Annotated in this window: 24 protein-coding genes; 14 read left to right on the top strand and 10 right to left on the bottom strand. The window is 73.5% G+C overall.

Annotated features, from left to right (window positions below; translation table 11 throughout):
* Positions 1 to 3 precede the first annotated feature (3 nt).
* The 3 genes from OTB19_RS05630 to OTB19_RS05620 are packed head-to-tail and all read left to right on the top strand — an operon-like array spanning position 4 to position 2,921.
* Positions 4 to 669 carry a vWA domain-containing protein gene (locus OTB19_RS05630; protein ID WP_267796941.1) on the top strand — a complete coding sequence of 222 codons (666 nt, stop codon included), beginning with the start codon at positions 4 to 6 and terminating at the stop codon, positions 667 to 669.
* 36 nt (positions 670 to 705) lie between these two features.
* Positions 706 to 1,596: a protein phosphatase 2C domain-containing protein gene (locus OTB19_RS05625; protein ID WP_267796887.1), complete on the top strand. Its 891-nt coding sequence runs from the start codon at positions 706 to 708 to the stop codon at positions 1,594 to 1,596.
* Entirely contained in the window at positions 1,593 to 2,921 is a 1,329-nt protein-coding gene (locus OTB19_RS05620) for a protein kinase domain-containing protein (protein ID WP_267796886.1), read from the top strand. The genes OTB19_RS05625 and OTB19_RS05620 overlap by 4 nt, the downstream gene beginning before the upstream one ends.
* A gap of 100 nt (positions 2,922 to 3,021) precedes the next feature.
* Here the strand turns inward: OTB19_RS05620 and msrB are convergent, their stop codons facing one another.
* From msrB to OTB19_RS05600, 4 genes are all read right to left on the bottom strand, one after another.
* Positions 3,022 to 3,429 carry a peptide-methionine (R)-S-oxide reductase MsrB gene (gene msrB, locus OTB19_RS05615; protein WP_053684759.1) on the bottom strand — a complete coding sequence of 136 codons (408 nt, stop codon included), beginning with the start codon at positions 3,427 to 3,429 and terminating at the stop codon, positions 3,022 to 3,024.
* 15 nt (positions 3,430 to 3,444) lie between these two features.
* Positions 3,445 to 4,839 carry a UDP-N-acetylmuramate--L-alanine ligase gene (gene murC, locus OTB19_RS05610; protein WP_267796885.1) on the bottom strand — a complete coding sequence of 465 codons (1,395 nt, stop codon included), beginning with the start codon at positions 4,837 to 4,839 and terminating at the stop codon, positions 3,445 to 3,447.
* A gap of 46 nt (positions 4,840 to 4,885) precedes the next feature.
* Complete coding sequence (locus OTB19_RS05605) at positions 4,886 to 5,353, bottom strand: indole-3-glycerol phosphate synthase (RefSeq protein WP_267796884.1); 468 nt, start codon at positions 5,351 to 5,353, stop codon at positions 4,886 to 4,888.
* Between the two features lie 134 nt (positions 5,354 to 5,487).
* On the bottom strand, positions 5,488 to 6,261 hold the full coding sequence (locus tag OTB19_RS05600) for a pyrimidine reductase family protein (RefSeq protein ID WP_267796883.1): 774 nt from the start codon (positions 6,259 to 6,261) through the stop codon (positions 5,488 to 5,490).
* Between the two features lie 36 nt (positions 6,262 to 6,297).
* Between OTB19_RS05600 and zapE the strand changes: the two genes are divergently transcribed.
* From zapE to OTB19_RS05575, 5 genes are all read left to right on the top strand, one after another.
* A complete protein-coding gene (gene zapE, locus OTB19_RS05595; RefSeq protein WP_267796882.1) occupies positions 6,298 to 7,407 on the top strand; it encodes a cell division protein ZapE in 1,110 nt (369 codons plus the stop codon).
* 93 nt (positions 7,408 to 7,500) lie between these two features.
* Positions 7,501 to 7,926 (top strand): OsmC family protein, encoded by a 426-nt coding sequence (locus tag OTB19_RS05590; protein WP_267796881.1) that lies wholly within the window; start codon positions 7,501 to 7,503, stop codon positions 7,924 to 7,926.
* Positions 7,927 to 8,153: 227 nt separating this feature from the next.
* The gene (locus tag OTB19_RS05585; RefSeq protein ID WP_267796880.1) at positions 8,154 to 9,506 is read left to right on the top strand and encodes an alkaline phosphatase PhoX; all 1,353 of its coding nucleotides are present in this window, start codon (positions 8,154 to 8,156) and stop codon (positions 9,504 to 9,506) included.
* A 217-nt stretch (positions 9,507 to 9,723) separates the two neighbouring features.
* Complete coding sequence (locus OTB19_RS05580) at positions 9,724 to 10,554, top strand: PPK2 family polyphosphate kinase (RefSeq protein ID WP_267796940.1); 831 nt, start codon at positions 9,724 to 9,726, stop codon at positions 10,552 to 10,554.
* A gap of 23 nt (positions 10,555 to 10,577) precedes the next feature.
* A complete protein-coding gene (locus tag OTB19_RS05575) occupies positions 10,578 to 11,477 on the top strand; it encodes a polysaccharide deacetylase family protein (protein WP_267796939.1) in 900 nt (299 codons plus the stop codon).
* Positions 11,478 to 11,559: 82 nt separating this feature from the next.
* Here OTB19_RS05575 and OTB19_RS05570 read toward each other — a convergent pair whose 3' ends face one another.
* Genes OTB19_RS05570 through OTB19_RS05560 form a run of 3 tightly spaced genes read right to left on the bottom strand, consistent with a single transcriptional unit; the run spans position 11,560 to position 12,583 of the window.
* On the bottom strand, positions 11,560 to 11,757 hold the full coding sequence (locus tag OTB19_RS05570) for a hypothetical protein (protein ID WP_267796947.1): 198 nt from the start codon (positions 11,755 to 11,757) through the stop codon (positions 11,560 to 11,562).
* Positions 11,758 to 11,771: 14 nt separating this feature from the next.
* On the bottom strand, positions 11,772 to 11,912 hold the full coding sequence (locus OTB19_RS05565) for a hypothetical protein (RefSeq protein WP_267796879.1): 141 nt from the start codon (positions 11,910 to 11,912) through the stop codon (positions 11,772 to 11,774).
* Positions 11,909 to 12,583 (bottom strand): AIM24 family protein, encoded by a 675-nt coding sequence (locus OTB19_RS05560; RefSeq protein ID WP_267796878.1) that lies wholly within the window; start codon positions 12,581 to 12,583, stop codon positions 11,909 to 11,911. Before OTB19_RS05560 ends, OTB19_RS05565 begins: the two co-directional genes overlap by 4 nt.
* Before the next feature lie 71 nt (positions 12,584 to 12,654).
* Between OTB19_RS05560 and OTB19_RS05555 the strand changes: the two genes are divergently transcribed.
* The 4 genes from OTB19_RS05555 to OTB19_RS05540 all read left to right on the top strand — a co-directional run bounded on the left by OTB19_RS05555 (position 12,655) and on the right by OTB19_RS05540 (position 17,890).
* Positions 12,655 to 13,548, top strand: a complete 894-nt coding sequence (locus tag OTB19_RS05555; protein ID WP_267796877.1) for an aminoacyl-tRNA hydrolase — start codon at positions 12,655 to 12,657, stop codon at positions 13,546 to 13,548.
* 174 nt (positions 13,549 to 13,722) lie between these two features.
* A complete protein-coding gene (locus OTB19_RS05550; RefSeq protein ID WP_420716799.1) occupies positions 13,723 to 15,018 on the top strand; it encodes a DUF692 domain-containing protein in 1,296 nt (431 codons plus the stop codon).
* A complete protein-coding gene (locus tag OTB19_RS05545; protein ID WP_267796876.1) occupies positions 15,015 to 16,085 on the top strand; it encodes a TIGR04222 domain-containing membrane protein in 1,071 nt (356 codons plus the stop codon). Before OTB19_RS05550 ends, OTB19_RS05545 begins: the two co-directional genes overlap by 4 nt.
* A gap of 146 nt (positions 16,086 to 16,231) precedes the next feature.
* Complete coding sequence (locus tag OTB19_RS05540) at positions 16,232 to 17,890, top strand: alpha/beta fold hydrolase (RefSeq protein ID WP_267796875.1); 1,659 nt, start codon at positions 16,232 to 16,234, stop codon at positions 17,888 to 17,890.
* A gap of 115 nt (positions 17,891 to 18,005) precedes the next feature.
* Here OTB19_RS05540 and hemQ read toward each other — a convergent pair whose 3' ends face one another.
* Both hemQ and hemG read right to left on the bottom strand, forming a co-directional pair.
* Entirely contained in the window at positions 18,006 to 18,719 is a 714-nt protein-coding gene (gene hemQ, locus OTB19_RS05535; RefSeq protein WP_267796874.1) for a hydrogen peroxide-dependent heme synthase, read from the bottom strand.
* Between the two features lie 4 nt (positions 18,720 to 18,723).
* On the bottom strand, positions 18,724 to 20,202 hold the full coding sequence (gene hemG, locus OTB19_RS05530; RefSeq protein WP_267796873.1) for a protoporphyrinogen oxidase: 1,479 nt from the start codon (positions 20,200 to 20,202) through the stop codon (positions 18,724 to 18,726).
* Between the two features lie 138 nt (positions 20,203 to 20,340).
* Between hemG and OTB19_RS05525 the strand changes: the two genes are divergently transcribed.
* Entirely contained in the window at positions 20,341 to 21,372 is a 1,032-nt protein-coding gene (locus OTB19_RS05525) for a DUF4349 domain-containing protein (RefSeq protein ID WP_267796872.1), read from the top strand.
* A 73-nt stretch (positions 21,373 to 21,445) separates the two neighbouring features.
* Positions 21,446 to 22,828, top strand: a complete 1,383-nt coding sequence (locus tag OTB19_RS05520) for an FAD-dependent oxidoreductase (RefSeq protein ID WP_267796871.1) — start codon at positions 21,446 to 21,448, stop codon at positions 22,826 to 22,828.
* 86 nt (positions 22,829 to 22,914) lie between these two features.
* Here the strand turns inward: OTB19_RS05520 and hemE are convergent, their stop codons facing one another.
* On the bottom strand, positions 22,915 to 23,979 hold the full coding sequence (gene hemE, locus OTB19_RS05515) for a uroporphyrinogen decarboxylase (RefSeq protein ID WP_267796870.1): 1,065 nt from the start codon (positions 23,977 to 23,979) through the stop codon (positions 22,915 to 22,917).
* Positions 23,980 to 24,062: the final 83 nt, after the last annotated feature.

Here is a 24,062-nt window from a genome sequence, read left to right as displayed (position 1 = left end):
GCCATGGCGCACCGGCCCGTCCATTTCATCTGGCTGCTCGACTGCTCGTACTCGATGCAGGGCGAGAAGATCGGCCAGCTCAACTACGCCATCAGAGAGGCCGTTCCGGAGATGCGCGCGGTCGCGCAGGACAATCCGGCGGCCCAATTGATGCTGCGCACGATGACGTTCTCGACGACCGCCCGGTGGCACCACCAGGACCCGGTGCCCGTGGAACAGTTCACCTGGCAGGACGTCCAGGTCGACGGGATGACCAACCTGGGTGAGGCCCTGCACCTGGCGGCGCGCGAGCTGGAGACGCCGCCGATGCCGCAGCGGGCCCTGAAGCCGGTGCTGGCTCTGGTCTCCGACGGGGTTCCCACGGACGACTGGAAGTCGGGGCTGCGGGCCGTCGACGCGACCCCGTGGGGGCGCAAGGCGGTCCGGGTGGCCATCGCGATCGGCGCGGACGCCGACCGCACGGTGCTCCAGGAGTTCCTGGGGAACCCGGAGCTCCAGCCGCTGGACGCGAACAGTCCCAAGCAGCTCGCCGCGGCCATCCGGTGGGCCTCGACGGCCGCGGTGAAGGCGGCGTCGCAGCCGATGGCGGGGCCGGGGGACGTGACGTTGACCAAGCAGCCCCCGTTCGCCCCGCTGACGTTGGACGACGACGAAGACGACGTATGGTGAGCGACCCCGCGCCCCCGGGGGGGGCCCGCGTCCCCCGTGCCCGCCGCGCAGCACTGGGAGACCTTTCGCGAGAGCGTCCAGGGCGCACACAAGGCGCGCAACCAGGACTACTGCGAGGTCGAGGGGAACGGCAGCGCGCAGGAGCCGCTGATCCTGGCGGTGGCCGACGGCCACGGCTCGGCGGTGCACGCGCGCAGCCATCAGGGTTCCCACTACGCGGTGGACCTCTTCGTCGCGGAGGCCCGGCTGTTCGGCCGGCTCGCCCACCCGCCGGGTGACGACCGTCCGCCGAGCCTGGCCTGGCTGATGCACTACGCGCAGCACACCTTCCCGCGCCAACTGGTCCACGCCTGGCGGGAGAAGGTGCTGGGCCACTGGGAGCGGCACCGCACCCACGAGGATCCGGGGGTGTCGGAGGACGACAAGGTGCTGCTGTACGGGAGCACGTTCGTCGGCGCGGTCCTCACCCCCCGGGTCTTCGCGGCCTGGCAGCTCGGGGACGGTGAGCTGACGGTGATGTCCGGAGCCGGATCGGTGAGCGTGCCCCTCGCGCCCGCCGAGGCCGACCTGGGCGACGAGACGGAGTCGCTGTGCACGCCGCGCGCCTGGCTACGCGTCCGCACGCACTGGGATCCGGTGACCGAACCGGCGCGGCTCCCCCTGCTGATCGCCTGCTCCACCGACGGGCTGTCCAAGAGCTTCACCGACGACCTGGGCTTTCGCCAGTTCATCGCGGGGCTGGAGGACCGGTTGGCGCAGGACGGCGCGTCCCGCGTACGGGCCGACCTGCCGCAGTGGCTGGGCAAGGCCTCACGGCACTCCGGGGACGACACCACCCTGGTGGCCGCCTGGCATCCGGCCGCCCCGCCGACGGCGCACCCGGCGCCGCACGACGTACCGACGGAACCGCACGGGAGTGATCGATGAGCGGCATGCTCGACAGCGGAACGTCGCTGACCACGGACAGCGGCACCGCCCTGGAGGTCTTCGACCTGCTCGGCTCGGGCGGCCAGGGGGAGGTGTACCGGGTGCGGACCCCGGCCGGGGACCAGGCGCTGAAGTGGTACTACCCGTCCTGCGCCACCCCGGAACAGCAGGCCATCGTGCGCCAGTTGGTGGAGCGGGACTTCGACGACGACCGGTTCCTGTGGCCGCGGGAGTTCGTCGCCGACCACCGGGGCGGCTTCGGTTACCTGATGGACGTCCGGCCCGAGCGGTTCAAGGGGCTGCCGCTGCTGTTCCGCCGGGCGCTGCGCACGACCCCCCGGGCCCTGCTCACCGCCTGCCTCTACACCGTCGAGGCGTACCAGGCGTTGCACTCGCGCGGGATCGCGTACCGGGACATCTCCTGGGGGAACATCTTCTTCGATCCGCTGACCGGGGACGTGCTGGTCTGCGACAACGACAACGCGGTGGTGGAGGGGGACAGCACCGGCATCTCGGGGACCATGGCGTTCATGGCTCCCGAACTGGTCCGCGGCGACCCCGGGGCCCGACCGGGGACGCAGAGTGATCTGCATTCCCTGTCGGTGCTGCTGTTCATGCTGCTGATGAACCATCACCCGCTCCGGGGCAAGCTGGAGTTGGAGATCCGTTGCCTGGACGAGGCCGCCGAGCGCAAGCTGTACGGGAAGCGGCCGCTGTTCGTCTTCGATCCGCAGGACGACGCCAACGCCCCGGACCCCGTCGAGCACACGACGGTGCTCGCCACCTGGGCGGCGGCGCCGGCTTCCCTGCACGCCCTGTTCACGCGGAACTTCACCGTCGGTCTGGTCGATCCGGCGGCCCGGGTCCGGGAATCGGAGTGGCGGGACACCCTGCGGGCGGTGCTCGACTCGGTGGTGGAGTGCGCGCACTGCGGGCGCCAGAACATGACCGAGCCCCGGGGCGCCGTCGCGGGCGACTGCTGGAGCTGCGGGAACGCGCTGCTGCTGCCGCCCCGGCTGGTGTTGACCACTCCCCCGCCGCGCACCGAGCACCACATCCTGTTGCACCGGCACTCGCGGGTGCAGGCGCACCACCTGGCGCCGGAGCCGTCCCGGCACGACTACGGGGACGGGACGCTGGTGGCCGAGCTGACCGAACACCCGCAGAAGCCGGGCCGGTTCGGGCTGGCGAACCGGTCGTCGGGGACTTGGACGGGCACCCGGGCCGACGGCGGTACGCAACAGATCGCCCCGGGCCAGACCGTTCCGCTGCGCTCCGGGCTGGAGTTGGACTTCGGCGGGGCGCGGGCCGTCGTACGCAAGTGAGCGCGGCCCGGGAGATCAGCCGGCGAACGACCGGGTGATCTCCCGGCCCGCCCGTGCCCGTGCCGTCACCGGGGTGTCGACACGGGCACGGGGTGGCGCGTCAGGACGCGTCGGGGCTCAGCCGCAGGGAGATGCTGTTGATGCAGTACCGCTGGTCGGTGGGGGTGGGGTACCCCTCGCCCTCGAAGACGTGGCCCAGGTGCGAGCCGCACTTCGCGCAGCGGACCTCGGTGCGGACCATGCCGTGCGAGGTGTCGGCGATCAGTTCGACCGCGTCGGTGTCCTTCGGGTCGAAGAAGGACGGCCAGCCGCAGTGCGACTCGAACTTCTCCGACGAGCGGAACAGCTCGGAGCCGCAGCCCCGGCAGGAGTAGACGCCTTCCGTCTTGGTGTCGGTGTACTCACCGCGGAAGGCGGGCTCGGTGCCGGCGAGACGCAGCACCTGGTACTCGGACGGGGTCAGCTCCGCCTGCCACTGCTCGTCCGTCTTCTCGACCTCGTACGCCATGACGTTCCCGCTCCCTCAGTTCGACAGCCGGGCGAGGATCTGGGGACCCAGGTCCGTGACGTCGCCCGCGCCCATGGTGAGAACGAGATCACCGGGCTTCGCCATTCCCGCGATGACGTCGGCGACGGCCGCCTTGTCGTGCTCGGCGCTCACGTCGGCGCCCGCGGTGCGGGCGGCGGCGATGATCAGCTCGCTGGTGATGCCGGGGATCGGGTCCTCGCGGGCCGGGTAGATGTCCAGGACCACCGAGGCGTCGGCGAGGGCCAGGGCCCGGCCCATCTCCTTGCCGAGTTCCTGGGTGCGGGAGAAGAGGTGGGGCTGGAAGACCACCAGGATGCGGGAGTCCCCGGCGGCGCCGCGGATGGCCTCCAGGTCGGCGGTCATCTCCGTCGGGTGGTGCGCGTAGGAGTCGATGACCTGGACGCCGGCCTCCTCGCCCTTGAGCTGGAGGCGGCGCTTGACCCCGGTGTACTTGCCGAGGGCGGAGGCCAGGTTGTGGGCGGGGATGCCGAGCGCGACACCGGCGGCGAGGGCCGCGACGGCGTTGTGCGCGTAGTGGCGGCCGGGCACGGAGACGGTGAAGGTGAGCATCCGGCCGTCGACGACGACGGTGACCTCGCTGGTCAGACCGCGCGGGGTGATCTTCGTGATCCGGACGTCGGCCTCGGGCTCCTCGCCGTAGGTGACGACGGTGAGGCCGTCCCGGTCGGCGACCCGGCGGGCGATCTCGGCGGCGCCCTCCTGACCGTGGGCGATGACGAGGGTGCCACCGGGGACGATCTTGCCGACGAAGGTCTCGAAGGACTCGTGGATCTCCTCCATCGACGCGTAGTTCGCGTGGTGGTCGAGTTCCGCATTGAGGATGATCGCGACCTGCGGGGTGTACTTGTGGAAGCTGCGGTCGCTCTCGTCCGCCTCGGCGACGAAGATGTCGCCCGCGCCGTGGTGGGCGTTGGAGCCGGGGACGTCGAGGTCGCCGCCGATGGCGTACGAGGGGTCCAGGCCCAGGGCCGAGAGGGACACCGCCAGCATCGAGGTGGTGGTGGTCTTGCCGTGCGTGCCGGCGACGGCGATCGCGCGCGGGCCGTCCATCAGGGCGGCGAGGGCGTCGGAGCGGTGCACGACGGGGATGCCCAGTTCGGCGGCGCGGACCAGCTCCGGGTTGTCGACCCGGATGGCGCTGGAGACGACCACGCAGGTGGAGTCGTCGGCGAGGTGCTCGGCGGCGTGCCCGATGTGGACCGTGGCGCCGTGGGCGCGCAGCGCCCGGGCGGTCTCGGAGTCACGGGAGTCGCTTCCGGCCACCTCGGCCCCGCGCTGGGCGAGGATCTTCGCGATGCCGGACATGCCGGCGCCGCCGATGCCGATGAAGTGGGGCCGTTCCATGGCGGTCGGCAGGCCGGGCTTCATTCAGGTCGCTCCAGGAATCGAGTACGAGAGGTGAACCGGGCCCAGCCTATTCGTTGTGGGCGAAGAGCTTGAGCACCGGAACACCGACCTTGTGCCGTGCGCGGGAGGCCCAGTCCCGGTGGAAGAACTCCTCGACGAAGTGCGGCGCGGTCAGGACGATCACCTCGTCGGCGTTCGTCTCCTCCACGACGGCCTTCAGCTTGTCCAGGGGGTGGGCTCCGATGATCTGGCCGGTGGCGTTGGCCCCCTTGTGGCGCAGGGCGTTCAGGGAGTGCGCCAGGGCCTGCGCGGCGGGGCCCTGGGCGGCCTCCCCCTCGGGTTCCTCGCCCTCGTGGACGGCCTCGGGAAGTTCGCCGAGCGCGACGTCGTCGATGGCGCGGAGCAGGCGGTCCTGGTCACCCCGGGGTTGCATGAGGACGACGAAGGAGACCTGGTCGTCTCCGTGCAGGGTGGTGACGAAGTCCACGTCCACCGTGGTCAGCGGCTGCTCGATCATCAATACGCTCGTGAACACGGACGCCCTCTCCTTCATGGGCCGAGGCCGGTCGAGCCGGCCCCTGCGGAAACCATCCTGCCCCGCTGTCACACGGGGCCGCGCAGGTAGTGTGCCCAGCGAAAGCTAAGCGGAACGACAAATTCCGCCCCTTGTCAGATCCGACGGTAACTGGTGAAGAGGAACCCGGCCTCTTCCAGTACGCAGGCGGGCGCGAGCCGGTGCGGAACCGTGACGGAAGGCCCTCCGGAGATCCGCTGGGCGCCCCCCGCGGTCATCGTCGGGGAGATCGTCAGACACAGCTCGTCCAGCACATCGGCGGCCACGAACTGGCCCAGCAGCCTCGGCCCGCCCTCGGTCAGCTGGCGGCGCAGCCCCCGGGCCGCGAGCTCCCCCACCGCCCGGGCGGGGTCCACGGCGGACCCGTCGCCCGCCACCACGACCTCGGCCCCGGCCCGGGTGGCCTCCGCGACCCGCTCCGCGGGTGCCCCGGCACCGGTCAGCACCAGCGTGGGCACCAGGGGGGAGGTGAAGAGCGGCAGCGAGAAGTCCAGATCCATGGAGGCGGTGATCACCGCGATGGCGGCGGCCGGGCCCTGACCGGCGGCGCTGCGGCGGGCCGCGAACGCCTCGCGGGCGCGGGCGGGCCGGTACCCCTCCTGGCGAACCGTTTCCGCACCCACGACCACCACATCGGCCAGGGCCCGCAGGGTGCCGAAGATCCGCATGTCGGTCTCGCCCGAGATGGGCTGCGAGCGGCCGTCGTGCTGGGCGGCCCCGTCCAGAGTGGAGACCATGTTGGCCCGCAGCCAGTGGGCGCCGGCGTCGAGCGCCGGGTACGCGTACGCGTCCGCGAGCTCGTCGAACGACCATTCGCGGTCGCTCCGGGCTGCTGATGTCTGATCGGTCACAGGGAACAGGCGTCGCATCGGTGCAGTGTGGCACGCCCCGTAGAGTTAAGGGCTGTGTCCACCTCTGTCTCGACCTCTGGTTCCGCCGCCGCCGGGCAGCCGCCGATAGCCGACGAGGGCCCCCAGGCGCTGTGCGCCCGCGCCCCGCACGTGCCCGCCGAGCGGCTCGTCGCCGAGATGGTGCCGCCGCCGCGCTTCGACTCGGTGCGCTTCGAGACGTACGACCCGGACCCGACGCAGCCGAGCCAGTCCGAGGCCGTCACCGTCCTCGCCGGCTTCGCGGCCGGTCTGGGCGGGGCCCACGCGAGCGGCTCCGGCAAGCGGCGCTGGTTCGCGAGGAAGCCCGCCGCGCCCGCCGCCGCCCCGCGCGGGGTGTACCTCGACGGCGGCTACGGCGTCGGCAAGACCCACCTGCTCGCCTCCCTGTGGCACGCCACCCCCGCGGAACCGGCGCTGAAGGCCTTCGGCACCTTCGTGGAGCTGACCAACCTGGTCGGCGCCCTGGGCTTCCAGCAGACCGTGCGGACGCTGGGCGGGCACCGGCTCCTGTGCATCGACGAGTTCGAGCTCGACGACCCGGGCGACACCGTGCTGGTGTCCTCGCTGCTGAGCCGCCTGGTGGAGCAGGGCGTGGCGCTGGCCGCCACCTCCAACACGCTGCCCGGCAAGCTCGGCGAGGGCCGGTTCGCCGCCGCCGACTTCCTGCGGGAGATCCAGGGCCTGTCCTCGCACTTCCGGCCGCTGCGCATCGACGGCCAGGACTACCGGCACCGGGGCCTGCCCGAGGCGCCCGCGCCGTTCTCGGACGAGCAGGTCACCAAGGCGGCGTACGCGACCCCGGGCGCGAGCCTCGACGACTTCCCGGGGCTCCTGGAACACCTGGCGAAGGTGCACCCGAGCCGCTACGGGGCGCTCACGGACGGGGTGTCGGCCGTCTGCCTGACCGACGTCGGCCCGATCCCCGACCAGTCGACGGCCCTGCGCCTGGTCGTCCTGGCCGACCGGCTGTACGACCGGGAGGTCCCCGTACTCGCCTCGGGACTGCCCTTCGACCGGCTGTTCAGTGAAGAAATGCTCAACGGCGGCTATCGGAAGAAGTACTTCCGGGCCATATCCCGGCTCACCGCCCTGGCGCGCGACGCGAAGCCACTGGTGGCCCAGTAGGTTGGGGAACGCCGGGCCCCCTCCCGTGCGGATCCGTCCAAGGTTCCCGCGTGGGTCGGCCCGGTCGTTGCCACCTCTGCGAAGGGATCCATCATGGCCACCACGCGTACCGCCCACACCGACTGGCAGGGCAGCCTCCTCAAGGGCGCCGGCGTCGTCACCCTCGACTCCTCCGGTCAGGGCTCGTTCGACGTCTCCTGGCCCTCGCGCGCCGAGGCCGCGAACGGCAAGACCAGCCCGGAGGAGCTGATCGCGGCCGCGCACTCCAGCTGCTACTCGATGGCGCTCTCGCACGGCCTGGACGGCGCGGGCACTCCCCCCACCCGGGTGGAGACCAAGGCCGATGTGACGTTCCAGCCCGGTGAGGGCATCACCGGCATCCACCTGACCGTGCGGGCCGAGGTCCCGGGTCTGGACGCCGAGGGCTTCGCCGCCGCGGCCGAGGACGCCAAGAAGAACTGCCCGGTCAGCCAGGCCCTGTCGGGTACGACGATCACCCTCTCCGCCGAGCTGCTCTGACACCGGCGTCCCGGGGCGCGGCCCGAGCGGGTCGCCCCCGGATCCCTCCGGCCGGAGCGCCCGGACCGACGCCGGTGACCGGGATGCGACGGAGGCCTCGACGGGTCGGAGGCGGGCACCCGGTGGGGTGACACCCCACCGGTGGGAGCCGCGTCGGGCGGATGCGGGGCGGGCCGCGTGGTACCACGGCCCGGTCACATGTCAGACGCCACCGCCGGGAGTTGCCGATGTCCGTCACCCGCCGCAGCCTGCTCACCGCCGGCGGCATCGGCATCGCCTTCGGCGGATCCCTCGGCGCGCTGTTCGCCGGGGCGGCCGGCGCGGAGCCGGTGACCCGGGGGTACGGGCCGCTGGTGCCCGACCCCCGCCGGCTGCTCGATCTGCCCGCCGGGTTCTCGTACCGGGTCCTCTCGCGCGCCGGCGACCCGCTCCGTTCCGGCGAGGGCCCCGTCCCCGCCAACTGCGACGGCATGGCCGCCTTCGCGGCGGGCCCCGGCGGAGCCGTCCGCCTGGTGCGCAACCACGAGAACCGGACCACCGCCGCGCTCCGGGTCCCCGCCGTCGAGGGGCTGACCTACGATCCCCGGGCGCTCGGCGGCTGCACCGTCCTGGAGCTCGACCGCACCGGCCGGGTGACCGCCGAACGCGTCGCCCTCGCCGGCACCGCCGTCAACTGCGCGGGGGGCCGCACCCCCTGGAACACCTGGCTCAGCTGCGAGGAGACCGAGGACCGGGCCGGCACCGCCGGGTACACCGAGGACCACGGCTTCGTCTTCGAGGTGGACCCCGTCGACCCGCTCCGCTCGGGCGCGGTCCCCCTGACCGCGCTGGGCCGCTTCGCGCACGAGGCCGTCGCCGTGGACCCGTACACCGGGGTGGTCTACGAGACCGAGGACGCCTTCGTCCGACCCTTCGGGCTGTTCTACCGCTTCCTGCCCGCCCGCCCCCTCGCCGGCCCCGGGTCCCTGCGGGCCGGCGGGACCCTGGAGGCCCTGCGGGTCCGGGGGCTCCCGGACCTGGCCGTGGTGGACGAGCCCGGGGCCGAGTTCCCCGTCGAGTGGGTGCCCGTTCCGGATCCCTCGGCGGCCGACACCCCGATCCGCCTCCAGGACTTCGGGCGGGGCGGGATCACCCACGCCCAGAAGCTGGAGGGCTGTTACTGGGGCGGCAGCGGCGTCCACTTCGTGTCCAGCTACGCCCGCTCCGGCGAGGGCGCCGGAGCCGACCACCACGGGCAGGTCTGGTTCTACGACCCGCTGCGGGCGCGGCTCCGGCTCGACGTGCTCTTCGGACCGGCCTCCGACGTGGAACTGCCCGGGGACTCCCCCGACAACATCTGCCTGGCGCCGGACGGCGGCCTGATGGTGTGCGAGGACGGCGGCGGCGCCCAGTACGTGTTCGGCGTGACCCTCGGCGGGGAGGTCTATCCGATGGCCCGCAACGCCGACGACATCGGGGGGCCGGGCGCCCCGGCGTGGGGGGAGTTCGCCGGGGTCACCTTCTCCCCCGACCGGCGGACGATGTACGTCAACGCCTATGACCCGGGGACCACGTTCGCGGTGACCGGCCCCTGGCACTGAGCCGCCGACCTCGCATCGCGAGCGCGTTCGATGTGTTGCACCATCGGACGGAGCCGACGCGATTGGGGTAGAGGTGGCCAGGAAGCGCAGCACGCCCGAAGCCGAGGACGAGAACGGGACCAGGGGCAAGGAGAAGGAGAAGGGGAGGAAGGACAAGGGGAAGAGCCGGGGGAAGGGCGGGCGCGGTGACGGGGCGGGGGCGCGGAGCGTCCCACTCCTGCGGGAGGCCCTGCGGGTTCCCGCGGGCGAGCGGCTCGACCTCCGCCGCTTCGACCCCGCCGGCACCCCGGTCGGTCCCACCGGCAAGGCGGCCGGTCGGGAGGCGATCGCCCGGATGGCCGAGCCGCTGGCCTCCCTCCAGGAGCGGCTGTACGCGTCGTCCACCGCCGGGGACCGCCGGCGGGTGCTGCTCGTGCTCCAGGGCATGGACACCAGCGGCAAGGGCGGCACGGTCAAGCACGTGATCGGCCAGTTCAACCCGTCCGGCTGCCGGATCAGGGCGTTCAAGGCGCCGACACCCGAGGAGCTGGGCCACCCGTTCCTGTGGCGCGTCACCAAGGCCCTCCCGGCGCCGGGCGAGATCGGCATCTTCGACCGCTCGCACTACGAGGACGTCCTGATCGCCCGGGTCCGCGAGCTCGTGCCGCGCAGCCAACTGGGCCGCCGGTACGCCCGGATCAACCGGTTCGAGGAGTCCCTGGCGGAGGACGGGGTGACCGTGGTGAAGGTGTTCCTCCACATCGGTTACGAGGAGCAGCGCAAGCGGCTCCTGGCGCGTCTCGACGATCCGGACAAGCACTGGAAGTTCAACCGGGGCGACATCGAGGAGCGCCTCCTGTGGCGCGAGTACCGGCACGCCTACGAGCTGGCCCTGGAGCGCTGCTCCACGGACGCCGCGCCGTGGTTCGTCGTCCCCGCCGACCGCAAGTGGTACCGCGACTGGGCGATCAGCACCCTGCTGCTGGAGCACCTGGAGGGCTTGGCGCCCCGGTACCCGAAGGGTGACTTCGACGTGGAGGAGTGCCGCAAACGACTACTTGTCACATAGTCATATATTTTGCTCATGTGACCATTTCAGTCTCAGTGCGCAACGTCGCGGCCGTGACCGCCCTCGGTGCCGCCCTCGCAGGATGCGCGGGCGGCACCGGCACGTCGCAGGCCGGCGGGGAGGCCCGTATGGGCACCCGTGCGGCATCGACCCCCGCGTCCCCCTTCCCCTCTCCCGGAACCCCGGGCTCCTCGACGGCCCCTCGGCCCGGCGCGCCCGGCAAGGCCCCGACCATCGCCCCCGGCCCCAACGGCCTGACCCCGGTCTTCGAACGGGCGAGGCGACAGACCGACAAGACGGTGGCGTTGACCTTCGACGCCGACATGACCTCCGATCAGGGGCCGCGCGCCGCCTCGGGGGAACGGTTCGACAACCCCGAACTGATCTCCACCCTGCGCACCCTCAAGGTGCCCTCGACGATCTTCATGACGGGGCGCTGGGCCGAGGAGTACCCGGACCAGGCGAAGGCGATCGGCACCGACCCGAACTTCGAGATCGCGAACCACTCGTACAGCCACCACGCCTTCAAGTCCCCCTGCTACGGACTGCCCACCCTCGACGGCGCCGCCGCCCGGGCCGACGTGGACCGGGCCTTCGCCGCCTTCCGCACGGCGGGCGCGGTGAACACCGTCCCGTACTTCCGCTTCCCCGGCGGCTGTTACGACGACCAGGCGCTGCGGGCCATCGCCACCGCCAGGGTGACGGCCGTCCAGTGGGACGTGGTCAGCGGGGACGCCTTCGCCAAGGACCCCGACGCGGTGGCCGAGCAGGTGCTCGCCGGGGTCAAGCCCGGCTCCGTGGTGGTCATGCACTGCACGCGCAGCGCCGCACCCGTCACCGAGGAGGCCATCCACACGATCGTCCCGGAGCTGCGCAAGCGCGGCTACCGCTTCGTGAAGGTGTCCGAGCTCATCGGGAAGTGAGCGGACCACGAGCGGGCAGCGGACGCGGGACCCCGGTGCGCGAACCGGATACGGGGTCCGCGTACGGGACCCGGGTACGGGGTCAGCCCGAGCAGGCGGTGCGCTGCGCCTCCTGCCACTCGCACACCGGGCACAGCACCACGCCCGGGGTCGCGACCCCGTACTCGGTGGGCTTGCCGCACTCCAGGCAGTCCGCGTAGGGCGGTCCGGCCACCATGACGGACTCGGCGGGCGCGGCCGGGGCGGGACAGTACGAGGTCTCCTGCTGGGGCTGGTCCATGCCTCCGAGCGTACTCAGCCGCGCCGCGCGGCGACGTCGCAGGCCACCATGCCCGCCGCGACCACGAGGGCGCCGACCGGGACCGCCACCGATCCGGTGGCCGGCGCCCAGGGTCGCCGCCGGCCGTGGCGGCGGCCCGCCTCCGTCCGTCTCAATGGCCCGAGGTCGCCTCGGTGACCTCGCTCGGGCGGACGATGACAAAGCCCTCGCCGCTGAGCTTGAGTTGGACGGCCTCGCCGGAGCCGCCGCGGATCATCGACCCCACGGACTGGGAACGGTGCAGTCCGGTGTCCAGGGAAGCGCTCCAGCCGACGACCGCGTCCGTGTCGACGAACACCGGGGCCTGGGCGGTGACCGGGATGATGATCGGGTTGCCGTCGCAGACGACGGCGAGCTTGCCGGTGCCGGTGAAGAGGCTGTTGAAGAGGCCGCCGCCGGTCATGCCCGCGCCCTTGACCATCTTGATCTCGTAGGACAGGCCGGGGTCGAAGCACAGGACGTTGCGGCCGTTGATGGTGAGCGCGTCGCCGGGCTCGAAGTCGATGATGAAGCAGTTGCCGGCCTGGTGGGCGAACCATGCCTCGCCCTGGCCGCGTACGGACATCAGCGCGAGGCCCTCACCGGTGACGGCGCGCTTGAGCATGCCACCTATGCCCTGGCCCTTGCGCTCGAACTGGAGGTTGCCGCGGAAGGCGACCATCGAGCCCTGGCGGGCGAGCATCTCGCCGTTGACGGCGTACTTGACGGATTTGGCGTTCTGCAGGGTCATGCCGGGGGCGGCTGCGGGCTGGACCAGGTTCTCGGACGCGAAAAGATCACTCTTCATGCGCCCGATCCTCGCCCGCCGGGGACCCCTGCGACATCATCCTGGAGGCGGAGGCCGGCAAACTTGGCCGGATGAGCACCGACGACACCCAGGCCGCGCGGGGACCCGCGCGGGACACCCTCCGGGACCCCGCCCCCACCCCCGTGCCCGCGGTCGGGGCCGACAGCCCCTTCCGGCGGGAGCACGCCGTCCGTGACGAGGCCCCGCAGTTCGTGCTGCCGCTGGTCGTGCGGATCGAGAAGTCGGCGCCGCCTACCCGGACCGCCGCGCTGGAGACGGCGGCCCGCGCGGTGCTGGTGCTGTTGACGGACGACCGCGCGCACGGCGAGGGCGAATGGGCCGAGGCCGTACGGGACTGGCAGGACGCCCGGATCCGCAAGGTGGTCCGGCGGGCGCGCGGGGCGGAGTGGCGCAAGGCGGGGACCCTGCCGGGCGTGACGGTCCGCGGCGAGGCCGCCCCGCGCACCTCCGCACCCACCTTGCCGGACGCGCCCACCGATGCCTCGCCGGAGCCGTCCGCCGAAGCGTCCCCGGCGGCTCCCGCGCCGACCTCGTCGGAGGTCGAGGTGCGCGTCTTCCCGCCCGTGCCGCTCGACGGCTGGCCGAAGGAACTGGCCAAGCTCCAGGTGTCGGGCACCGACCTGGACGACCCGGAGCCGGTCCCCCCGGCCGCGCCCGACGTCCCGGTGCTGTGGCTCAACCCGGACCTCGACATGTCGGCCGGCAAGGCGATGGCCCAGGCCGGACACGCCGCCCAGCTGGCGTGGTGGGAACTGGAGCCCGCCGAACGCGCCGCGTGGCGCGACCGCGGTTTCCGGCTGGCCGTACGGACCGCCCCGCGCGAGCGGTGGGCCGAGCTGAGCGGCAGCGGGCTGCCGGTGGTCCGGGACGCCGGTTTCACCGAGATCGCGCCGGGATCCTGCACGGTGGTCTCCGACCACCCGGCCCTGCGCGCGCGACTGTAGGGGCCCGCGTGGCCGCGGGAGCGCACCCGCCGAACGCCACCCGTCCCGACATCCGGACTCCCGCCGTCCGCGAGGAACCTCAAATGTTGCTCTGAACGTCCCCTCCTGCGGATTGGCGCGACTGCGTCGGGGCCATGACACGGGCAGAGGGACCGAGGAAAGGGGGCGGGGGACATGAAGCCCATGGCACACCTGGGAGTGGGCATCGGCTGGCGGCCGGAGATCGCGGACGCGGTGGAACGGCTGCCGGGCCTGGACTGGGTCGAGGTGGTGGCCGAGAACATCTGCCCGGGCCATCTGCCCGCGTCGCTCGGCCGGCTGCTCGACCGGGGCGTCCGCGTGGTCCCGCACGGCGTCTCGTTGGGGCTCGGCGGGGCCGAACGCCCCGACGCCGGGAAGCTCGCCGCGCTCGGGGAGCGGGCGGTGGCCCTGGGGGCGCCGCTGGTGACCGAGCACATCGCCTTCGTACGGACCTCCTCGCCCGCGCTGGAGGCCGGGCACCTGCTGCCGGTGCCGCGCACCCGCGACGCCCTGGACGTGCTGTGCGAGAACGTCCGGATCGCCCAGGACGCGCTGCCGGTGCCGCTGGCGCTGGAGAACATCGCCGCGCTGTTCTCGTGGCCCGGGGAGGAGCTGACGGAGGCCCGGTTCCTGACGGAGCTGGTGGAGCGTACGGGGGTACGGCTCCTCATCGACGTGGCGAACCTGCACACGAACCGGGTGAACCGCGGCGAGGACCCGGCGGCGGTGCTGGACGCGATCCCGCCGGAGGCCCTGGCGTACGTGCACGTCGCCGGCGGCGTGGAGCGGGGCGGCGTGTGGCACGACACGCACGCGCACCCCGTGCCGCCGGTGGTGCTGGACGTGCTGGCGGAGCTCCGCCGCCGGTTCGAGCCGGCCGGCGTGCTGCTGGAACGCGACGACGACTTCCCGCCCGAGGGCGAGCTGGAGGGCGAACTCGCCGCGATCCGGGCCGTCCTGGACGCCGGCCACGCCGCCGCGCGCCCCGCCGGTCCCCGCACCCCCTCCACCCGCCCCGCGCCGACCGCGGCCCCGCCGGAGCGGGCGCGGACGCGGGTCGGGTTGCAGCAGGCCGCGCTGTTGTCGGCGCTGGTGGCCGGCACCCCGGTACCCGAGGGCTTCGACCGGCAGCGGATCCGGGTGCAGGCGCGGGCGCTGGGCGCCAAGCGGGCGTCGGTCGTCGCGAAGGTGGCGCCCGAACTGCCCGCGATCCTGGGCGGGGAGGAGGCGTACCGCACCGCCTTCCTGGGGTACGCGCGCCACCGCCCCATGACGGACGGGTACCGCCGGGACGCCCTGGACTTCGCCGAACACCTGCTGATCCAGGACCTTCCGGCGGACCCGTCCGCCCGCCGAAGGCTGACCCTCTGGTGGCGGGACCGGGCCGGGCCGCGGCCGCCGCGCCGCATCGTGCGCTGGGCGCGGAACCTGGTGGGGAGAGCAGCGTGAACATCCTCGCCGTCGCCGTCTGGATCGGCGTCATCGTCTCCACCGTCCTGCTCCTGCGGGGGCTGCGGGCCTCGCGGCCCCCGGCCGCCCCGTCCGACCGGCTGCACGACCTGTCGGAGGCCGCGTTCATCGCGGGCGGGCCCGGCGCGGTCGTGGACAGCGCCCTCGTGTCGCTGTTCGGCGACGGCCGTCTGATGGTCGGCGGCCCGGGCATCGCCCAGGCCCGGCCCGGCGCCCGCGCCCACGACGCCGCCGAACGCGCGGTCCTGCTGGCGCTCCGGCTGGCGCCCTCCGGCTGGCTGTACCAGGTGCGGTACGCGGCCATGTCGGACCCCTCCGTACAGGAGATCGGCGACGCCCTGGCCCACCGGGGGCTGCTCTCCCCTCCCGGTACGGGACGCCCCTGGCGGCTCTGGGGCATCCTTCAGGCCGCCGCGTGCGGCCTGCTGCTGGTGCTGTCGCTGCCCCTCACCATCGTCTCGTTGGCCATGTCGACCGGCCCCCGGGTGCCGTTCATCGTGCTGGTGTTCCCGGCCCTGCTGGGCGGGATCGTGCTCGGCAGCGTGGCGGCCCGGCGGGCCGGACGGCGGGTCACGCCCTCAGGGCGGGCCGCGCTGGGCGAGTTCCGGGCCCACTACCTCAACGACCACACCCCGCACGTCCAGACCGCCCTGTTCGGGCTGCGGGGCCTGCGCGACCCGTTCCTGCGCCAACAGCTGGTGCCCGCGGCGCGCAGCACCCGGCTGGCCGCCGCCCAGTCCCGGGCCAGGACGGGCCCGCACCGGTCGCACGCCTCGTCCGGGTCGGGGGACGACATGCTGCCCGTCCTCGTGTGGTGCGCGGGCAGCGCCACCGGCACCTCGGGCTGCGGATCCTCCGGGTCCGGGTCGGGCTGCGGTGGTGGCGGCGCGAGTTGTTCCGGCGGCGGGTCGGGTTGCGGATCCTCCGGGTCCGGCTGCGGCGGGAGCGGGGGAGGTTCGAGCTGCTCGTCGTCGGGTTCGAGCTGTTCCTCGTCGAGTTCCAGTTGCAGCAGCTCGTCCGGGTCCAGTTGCTCCAGCAGCTCCTGACGACCTGATCGGCAGCGCCCCCTACGGCAAGCGGGGGCACGGGGCGCGGCAACGGGGGTACGGGAGCCCGACATCGGCGGGTGATCCTTTACAGGGGGCTCGCGGCGGCATCTGATCGGACCAGCCGACGAGATGAAGGGGCCGCCATGCGGACGACGCGCGCACGCCACGGGGTCGCCGCCGCGATGGCGCTCTCCCTCGCCCTGGCCGCCCCCGCGCCGGCCCTCGCCGCCGGGTCGGCGCCGCCGGTCGGTGCGGATCGGGCCGCCGAGGCGGGCGCCGCGCTCGTCGCCGGGCGCGCCGCCCGGAGTCCCCTCGTCTTCCGCGCCTGCCCCGACGTCGAGGAGCTGCCCGCGCCGGTCCGCTGCGCCGCCCTGCGGGTGCCGCTCGACTACGCCCGCCCCGACGGTCCGCAGATCTCCCTCACCGTCAGCCGGGCCGCCGCCACCGGCCGGGGAAAGACGGCCCGGCAGGGCTCGCTGGTCCACAACCCCGGCGGCCCCGGCGGCTCCGGGATGTTCTTCCCGCTCGTCGCCGCGCTGCCCGCCTGGAGGGGCCTCGCCGCCGCCTACGACCTGGTCGGCTACGCCCCGCGCGGCGTCGGCCGGTCCGCCCCGCTGTCCTGTCGGGCCCCCGGGCAGCGGCCGAAGGCTCCCACCCAGGTCCCGGCCGACCCTTCGGCGGCGTACAAGGCGGAGCGCCGCGCCGCCGCGCGGTCCTACGCCCGGGGCTGCGCGGAACGCTCCGGCGAGGCCCTGCCGTACTACACGACGCTGAACAACGTCCGGGACCTGCACGTGCTCCGTGCCGCGCTCGGCGACCGGAAGCTGACCTTCCTGGGCGCCTCGTACGGCACCTACCTGGGGGCGGTCTACGCCACCCTGTACCCCGGGCACGTCCGGCGGATGGTCTTCGACTCGGCGGTCGACCCGGACCCGCGCCGCGTCTGGTACCGCAACAACCTCGACCAGGCCCTCGGCTTCGAGCGGCGCTGGTACGACTTCCGCGCCTGGGTGGCCCGCCACCACGCCACCTACCGGCTGGGCGCCACCCCCGAGGCCGTGCGGGCGAGTTGGGAGCGGGTACGGGGCGCGGTGGCCCGGGTACCCGCCGGCGGGGTGGTCGGGACCGGCGAGCTGCAGTCCGCCTTCCTGCGGGCCGCGTACTACGACGACGTCTGGCCGGACCGGGCGGCGGCCCTGGCGGCCTTCCTGCGCGGCGATCCCGGCCCGCTCGTGGACCAGGCCGGACCGGATGCCGACCCGGCCGCGGTGGCCGGGGCGGAGAACGCGACGGCCGTGTACACGGCGGTGTTGTGCAACGACGCCTCCTGGCCCGCCGATTGGGCGACCTGGGACCGGGACAACACGGAGCTGGCGCGCCGGGCGCCCTTCGAGACCTGGGCGAACGCGTTCCTGAACCTGCCGTGCGCGAGCTGGCCGGTACGGGAGCGGCAGCGGCCGGTGGCGGTGGGCGAGCGGCCGGGCTCCCGGCTGCCGCGGACCCTGATCGTGGCCGCGGAGCGGGACGGGGCCACGCCGCATGCGGGGGCCCTGGAGCTGCAACGGCGGCTCGGCGCGCGGGCCGCCCTGGTCACGGAGCGGGGCGCGGGCGCCCACGGGGTGGTCGGCGGTCGCAACGACTGCGTCGACGCCCATGTGGCGCGGTACTTGCTGAGGGGTGACACCGGTGGGCGGCGTCTGACGTGCGCGCCGCATCCGGAGCCCGCACCGGTGTCGCTGGACGACCGGGCGACACGTGCCCCGGGGAATGCTCCCAGGGCCCTGCTGCCGCCTGTCGTCTGAACTTCCGGGCGGATCTCCGGCTGCGTCGTTTCGGGGGCAGGGCCTCCCGATCCACCGGAGGCCCGCCCCTGTGTCAGGGGTGCGTCCCTCCGGTTCCTTCCCCCCAGGGGAGGTCTCAGGCGAGCCCGGCCACCAGATCGGCGACGGACTTGCGGCGTCCGGTGTAGAAGGGGACTTCTTCACGGACGTGCATGCGGGCCTCGGAGGCACGCAGGTGACGCATGAGGTCGACGATGCGGTACAGCTCGTCGGCCTCGAAGGCCAGCATCCACTCGTAGTCGCCCAGGGAGAAGGACGCGACGGTGTTGGCACGCACGTCGGGATAGCCGCGCGCCATCATGCCGTGGTCCTTGAGCATGCGGCGACGGTCCTCGTCGGGCAGCAGGTACCAGTCGTACGAGCGCACGAACGGGTACACGCTGACGTAGTCGCGCGGGTTCTCGTCGGCCAGGAAGGCCGGGATGTGCGACTTGTTGAACTCGGCCGGGCGGTGCAGGGCCATGTTCGACCAGACCGGCTCCAGGGCGCGGCCCAGCCGGGTGCGGCGGAACAGGTTGTACGCGGTCTGCAGCTCGTCGGAGGTCTCCGCGTGCCACCAGATCATGACGTCCGCGTCGGCGCGCAGGCCGGAGACGTCATAGGTGCCGCGGACGGTGATGTCCTTGGCGGCCAGCTGGTCGAACAGCTCCTGGACCTCGTCGGCGAAACCGGCGCGGTTCTCGGGCAGGACGTCCTTCAGCTTGAAGACGGACCACAGGGTGTAGCGAATGACCTCGTTCAGGTCCTTCGCCTTCTTCCCCGCGTTGCGAATCTTCTCTGGTGCAGTCATGTGCCTATTGTCCCGTGTGCTGATCAGTGGTCGTGGCCAGGGGTCCCGAACGCGTTCGAAGTCCCGCGAGCACCGTGTCCGCGGCCTTGCCGGCGCTCGCGACACAGGCCGGGATGCCGACCCCGTCGTACAGCGCTCCGCACACCGCGAGGCCCGGCAGGGCGCCGACGGCGGCCCGGATCCGGGCGACCCGGTCGAGGTGGCCCACCGGGTACTGCGGCAGCCCCGCGTTCCAGCGGGTGACGGTGGAGGCGACGGGCCGGGCCGCGAGGCCCACGGCGGCGCCGAGGTCCCCCAGCGAGATCTCGACCAGGTCGGCGTCGTCGCGCGCCAGGTCGCCCTCGTCGCCGTGCCGGCCGACGGAGGTCCGCAGCAGGAACAGGTCGGGGTCGGCCCCGGCCCACGCCCACTTGTTGGAGGAGAAGGTGGAGGCCTTGATGGTCCGGCCGTCCACGGGCGGTACGAGGAAACCGCTGGCGCCGCCGTCGGCGATCGCGGCGGGCAGGTCGGACCGCCGGAAGGCCATGGTGACCAGGGCCATGGAGGCGTACTCGACGTCGCGCAGCGGGGCGGCCGCGGTGGGCGCGAGGTCGTCGAGCAGCCGGGCGGCGGCCCCGGCCGGGACGGCCAGGACCACTCCGTCGGCCTCGATGACCTCGGATCCGGCGATCACCCGCCAGCCTCCGGGCGTACGGACGATCTCGCGCACGGGGGTGTCGGTCGAGATCCGCGCCCCGGCGGCGCGGCACGCGTCGGCCACGGCGAGCGGGAGTCGTCCGATGCCGCCGGCGATGCCGGCGAAGACCGGCCCGGCCGGGCCGGGTTGGGCCGCGGCCCGGCGCTGGATCTCCCGCACCCCGTCGCCGAGCAGCGCGTGGGCGCGGGCCGCCTCGAAGAGCTGGGGAACGGCGGCGCGCATCGAGATGCGGTAGGCGTCGCCCGCGTAGACGCCGCCGAGCAGCGGTTCCACCAGGCGGTCGACGACCTCGCGGCCCAGCCGTGCGGCGACGTACTCGCCGACGGCCACGTCCTCGCCGATCTCGGCGGGCGGCAGGGCGTGTTCGGCCTCGATCCGGGCCAGGCCCTCGGCGGAGAGCACGCCGGAGGCGGCGAGCGGGCCCACGTCGCCGGGCACGCCCATGACGTGGCCGCGCGGCATGGGGCGCAGCGCGCCCCGGGTCCACAGGTGGGCGGTGGCGGTGGCGGGTGACCGGAGGGCCTCCCCGAGCCCGACGGCCTGGGCGAGGGCGACCGCCTCGGGGCGGCGGGCGAGCACCGATTCGGCGCCGAGGTCGACGGGCAGGCCGGCGAGTTCACCGGCGCGCAGTTTGCCGCCGAGGCGCGGGCCGGCCTCCAGGAGGGTGACGCGGAGCCCGTCGGCGAGGAGTCGGTGGGCCGCCGCGAGGCCCGCGATACCGCCGCCGATGACGACGACGTGACCGGCGGGGGCCGGTCGATCCGTACGCGTGTCCGCTTCGTGCATGGACACATCGTCTCAGATCGATCAACGAGGCCGGACCGTGACCGCATCGGGATCACCTCGGGACCGCGGAAACGAAACCCGCGGCCGGACCCTGAACGTCGAACGGGCAACGACGGCCGAACCTCGGGGGTATCACTGATGGGCACCACACGCGGGACCACCCACGCACACCGCACGGCGGCGACGTTGGCCGCGCTCTCCCTGGCCGGGGCCCTCGCGCTCACCGGCTGCTCGGCCTCCTCCGGCGACGAGGGCCGGTCGGCGTCCGCCGACAAGGCCGCGGCCGGACCGCGCGAGGCCGCCCCCCAGCAGGGCGCGGCCCAGGGCAAGCCCGGGGCGGCGGCTCCCTCGGCGGGGGCGGACGCGGGTCAGAAGCCGGTGACGGTCCGCCCGCACATCATCCGTACGGCGACCCTCGCGATCGAGACGACGAACGCGCAGAAGGCGCTCTCCGCGGCCCGCACGGCGGCCGAGAACGCGGGCGGGTACGTCGGCAACGAGTCCACGCGGCGCGACGACGACGGCCGCATGACCTCGTCGGTGACCCTGCGGGTGCCGGGCGAGCGCTTCGACTCCGTCCTGGGCGCGCTGGAGGGCGGCGGGAAGCTGCTGAACCGGAAGGTCGAGGCGCAGGACGTGACGGAGAAGGTCGCGGACGTCGACAGCCGGGTCCGGTCGCAGCAGGCCAGCGTGGCGCGGGTGCGGGAGATGATGGACAAGGCCTCGGCGCTCTCCGACGTGGTCATGCTGGAGAGCGAGTTGAGCCGGCGTCAGTCCGACCTGGAGTCGCTGCTGGCCCAGCAGTCCGCGCTGAAGGACCAGACCGCGCTCGGCACGATCACCCTGGAGGTCTCGGAGCCGGCCCCGAAGCGGGCGGCCCCGGAGAAGAAGGAGAAGGACGAACCGGCGTTCATGGACGCCCTGCACGGCGGCTGGGACGTCTTCACGACCCTGGTGCGGTACCTGGCCCTGGCGGTGGGCGCCGTCCTGCCGTTCGCCTTGGCGGCCGCGCTGGTGGCGGTGGGCGTCCGGGTGTACCGCAGGTTCCGCCCGGCGACTCCGAAGACGGGCCTGACCCGGAAGTGGGTGACCGTGCCGGCGCAGCAGTCGCGGGCCGCGGACTCCCCCGAGGCGGCCGACTCCGAGGTCGGGGCCGACTCCGACCGTTGAGGGAACACCCTTTCGGGCGAGGGCCCGTAGCGTGTCCCCCACCTGACGGCGGCGGTGGAGGACGGTGCGGACGATGGCGGCGGAACGACTGGTGGTGATCGGCGGTGACGCGGCGGGCATGTCCGCCGCGTCACAGGCCCGGCGGCTGAAGGGCCCGGCGGAGCTGGAGATCACCGCTTTCGAGCGGGGGCACTTCACCTCGTACTCCGCGTGCGGGATCCCGTACTGGGTCGGCGGGCAGGTCTCCGACCGGGACGAGTTGATCGCCCGCACGCCCGAGGAGCACCGCGCCCGGGACATCGACCTGCGCACCCGGACCGAGGTCGTGGAATTGGACCTCGCGGGCCGGCGCGTCCGCGCCCGGGACCTGGATTCGGGCGCGGAGTCGTGGACGGCGTACGACAAGCTCGTCCTGGCGACGGGCGCCCGCCCGATCCGCCCCCGGCTGCCCGGCATCGGCGCGCAGGGGGTCCACGGGGTCCAGTCCCTGGACGACGGGCAGCGTCTGATGGACGGCCTGGAGCGTACGCGGGGCCGCCGGGCGGTCGTGGTCGGCGCGGGCTACATCGGCGTGGAGATGGCGGAGGCGCTGGTCGGTCGGGGCTTCGAGGTCACCGTCCTGCACCGGGGCGAGCAGCCGATGGCCACCCTGGACCCGGACATGGGCGGCCTCGTGCACACCGCGATGAACGGCATGGGCATCCGTACGGTGTCCCGCGCCGAAGTGACGAGGATCCTCACGGACGAGGAGGGCCGCGCGTGCGCGGTGGCCACGGCGGCGGGGGACGAGTACCCGGCCGACGTGGTGGTGCTGGGCATGGGGGTGGAACCCCGGACGGCCCTGGCCCGCGCGGCGGGCCTCCCCCTGGGCGACTCGGGCGGACTGCTGACGGACCTCTCGATGCGGGTCCGGGGCCACGAGGACATCTGGGCGGGCGGCGACTGCGTGGAGGTCCTGGACCTGGTGGCGGGCCGCCCGCGGCACATCCCCCTGGGCACGCACGCCAACAAGCACGGCCAGGTCATCGGCTCGAACGTGGGGGGCGGCTACGCGACCTTCCCGGGCGTGGTCGGCACGGCCGTGAGCAAGGTGTGCGACCTGGAGATCGCCCGCACGGGACTGCGCGAACGCGACGCGCGGGAGGCGGGCCTGCGCTTCGTGACGGCGACGATCCGCTCGACGAACACGGCGGGCTACTACCCGGGCGCGACCGAGATGACGGTGAAGATGCTGGCGGAACGCCGCACGGGCCGGCTGCTGGGCGTCCAGATCGTGGGCGGGGCCGGCGCCGCGAAGCGCGTCGACATCGCGGCCGTCGCCCTCACGGCCGGCATGACGGTGGACCAGGTCGTCTCCCTGGACCTGGGCTACGCCCCGCCCTTCTCCCCGGTCTGGGACCCGATCCTGGTGGCGGCCCGCAAGGCGGTCGCCGCGGTCCGCTCGGCCGGCGTCTGACCCCCGACGCAGCGGAGCCCCACCCGTCGTCGACGGGTGGGGCTCCGCTGGTCACGAACGGACGCGGCCCGGGGAAGGGCCCCGCGTCAGCGCCTGCTGCTGGTGTGGACGTGCTCCACCAGGCGGGTCAGGGCGTCGGGGTCGGTGGTCGGCAGGACGCCGTGCCCGAGGTTGAAGATGTGGCCCTCCAGGCCGGCGGCGGCGTCCAGGACCTCGCGGGTCTTGGCCTCCACGGCCTCCGTGGTGGAGAAGAGGACCGCCGGGTCCAGGTTGCCCTGGAGCGCCTTGCCGGGGCCGACGCGGCGCACGGCCTCGTCCAGCGGGACCCGGTAGTCGACGCCCATGACGTCCGCGCCGGCCTCGCCCATCAGGCCGAGCAGCTCGCCGGTGCCCACGCCGAAGTGGATGCGCGGGACGCCGTACGAGGCCACGGACTCCAGGACCTTCGCCGACGCCGGCATCACCGAGCGGCGGTAGTCCGCGGGGGCGAGCGCGCCGACCCAGGAGTCGAAGAGCTGGATCGCCGAGGCGCCGGCCTCGATCTGGACCTTGAGGAAGGCGGAGGTGATCTCGGCGAGGCGGTCCAGCAGGTCGGCCCAGAGCTGCGGGTCCCCGTACATGAGGGCCTTGGTGTGCTCGTGGTTCTTCGAGGGGCCGCCCTCGACGAGGTAGCTCGCGAGGGTGAAAGGCGCGCCGGCGAAGCCGATCAACGGCGTGGAGCCCAATTCACCCGTGAGCATGCCGATCGCCTCGGTGACGTACGAGACGTCCTCCGGAGTGAGGTCGCGCAGTTGTGCGAGGTCCTCGCGGCGGCGGATCGGCTGGGCGACGACGGGGCCGATGCCCGGCTTGATGTCGAGGTCGACGCCGATCGCCTTGAGGGGGACCACGATGTCGGAGAAGAAGATCGCCGCGTCCACGCCGTGCCGCCGCACGGGCTGCATGGTGATCTCGGTGACCAGGTCGGGCCGCATGCAGGACTCCAGCATCTGCGTGCCCTCGCGCAGCTTCCGGTACTCCGGGAGGGAGCGCCCCGCCTGCCTCATGAACCACACCGGGGTGTGCGGAACCGGCTCCCGCCGGCACGCCTTCAGGAAGGCGGAATCGTACGTCTGACTCGGCTGGCCCTTGGGGCGGTCGTTGGCACTCACGACCCAAATCTTCGCACGTACGAAGAAGTGCCCGACCCGGCGCGGGTGTCCCTGCGCCGTCCGGCCGCTCGTTCCGCCTAGTC

Source organism: Streptomyces sp. H27-H5 (assembly GCF_026627505.1).
GTDB lineage: Bacteria > Actinomycetota > Actinomycetes > Streptomycetales > Streptomycetaceae > Streptomyces.
The sequence above is the reverse complement of the archived record's forward strand: the minus strand, read 5'-3'. Positions and strand labels throughout refer to the sequence as shown.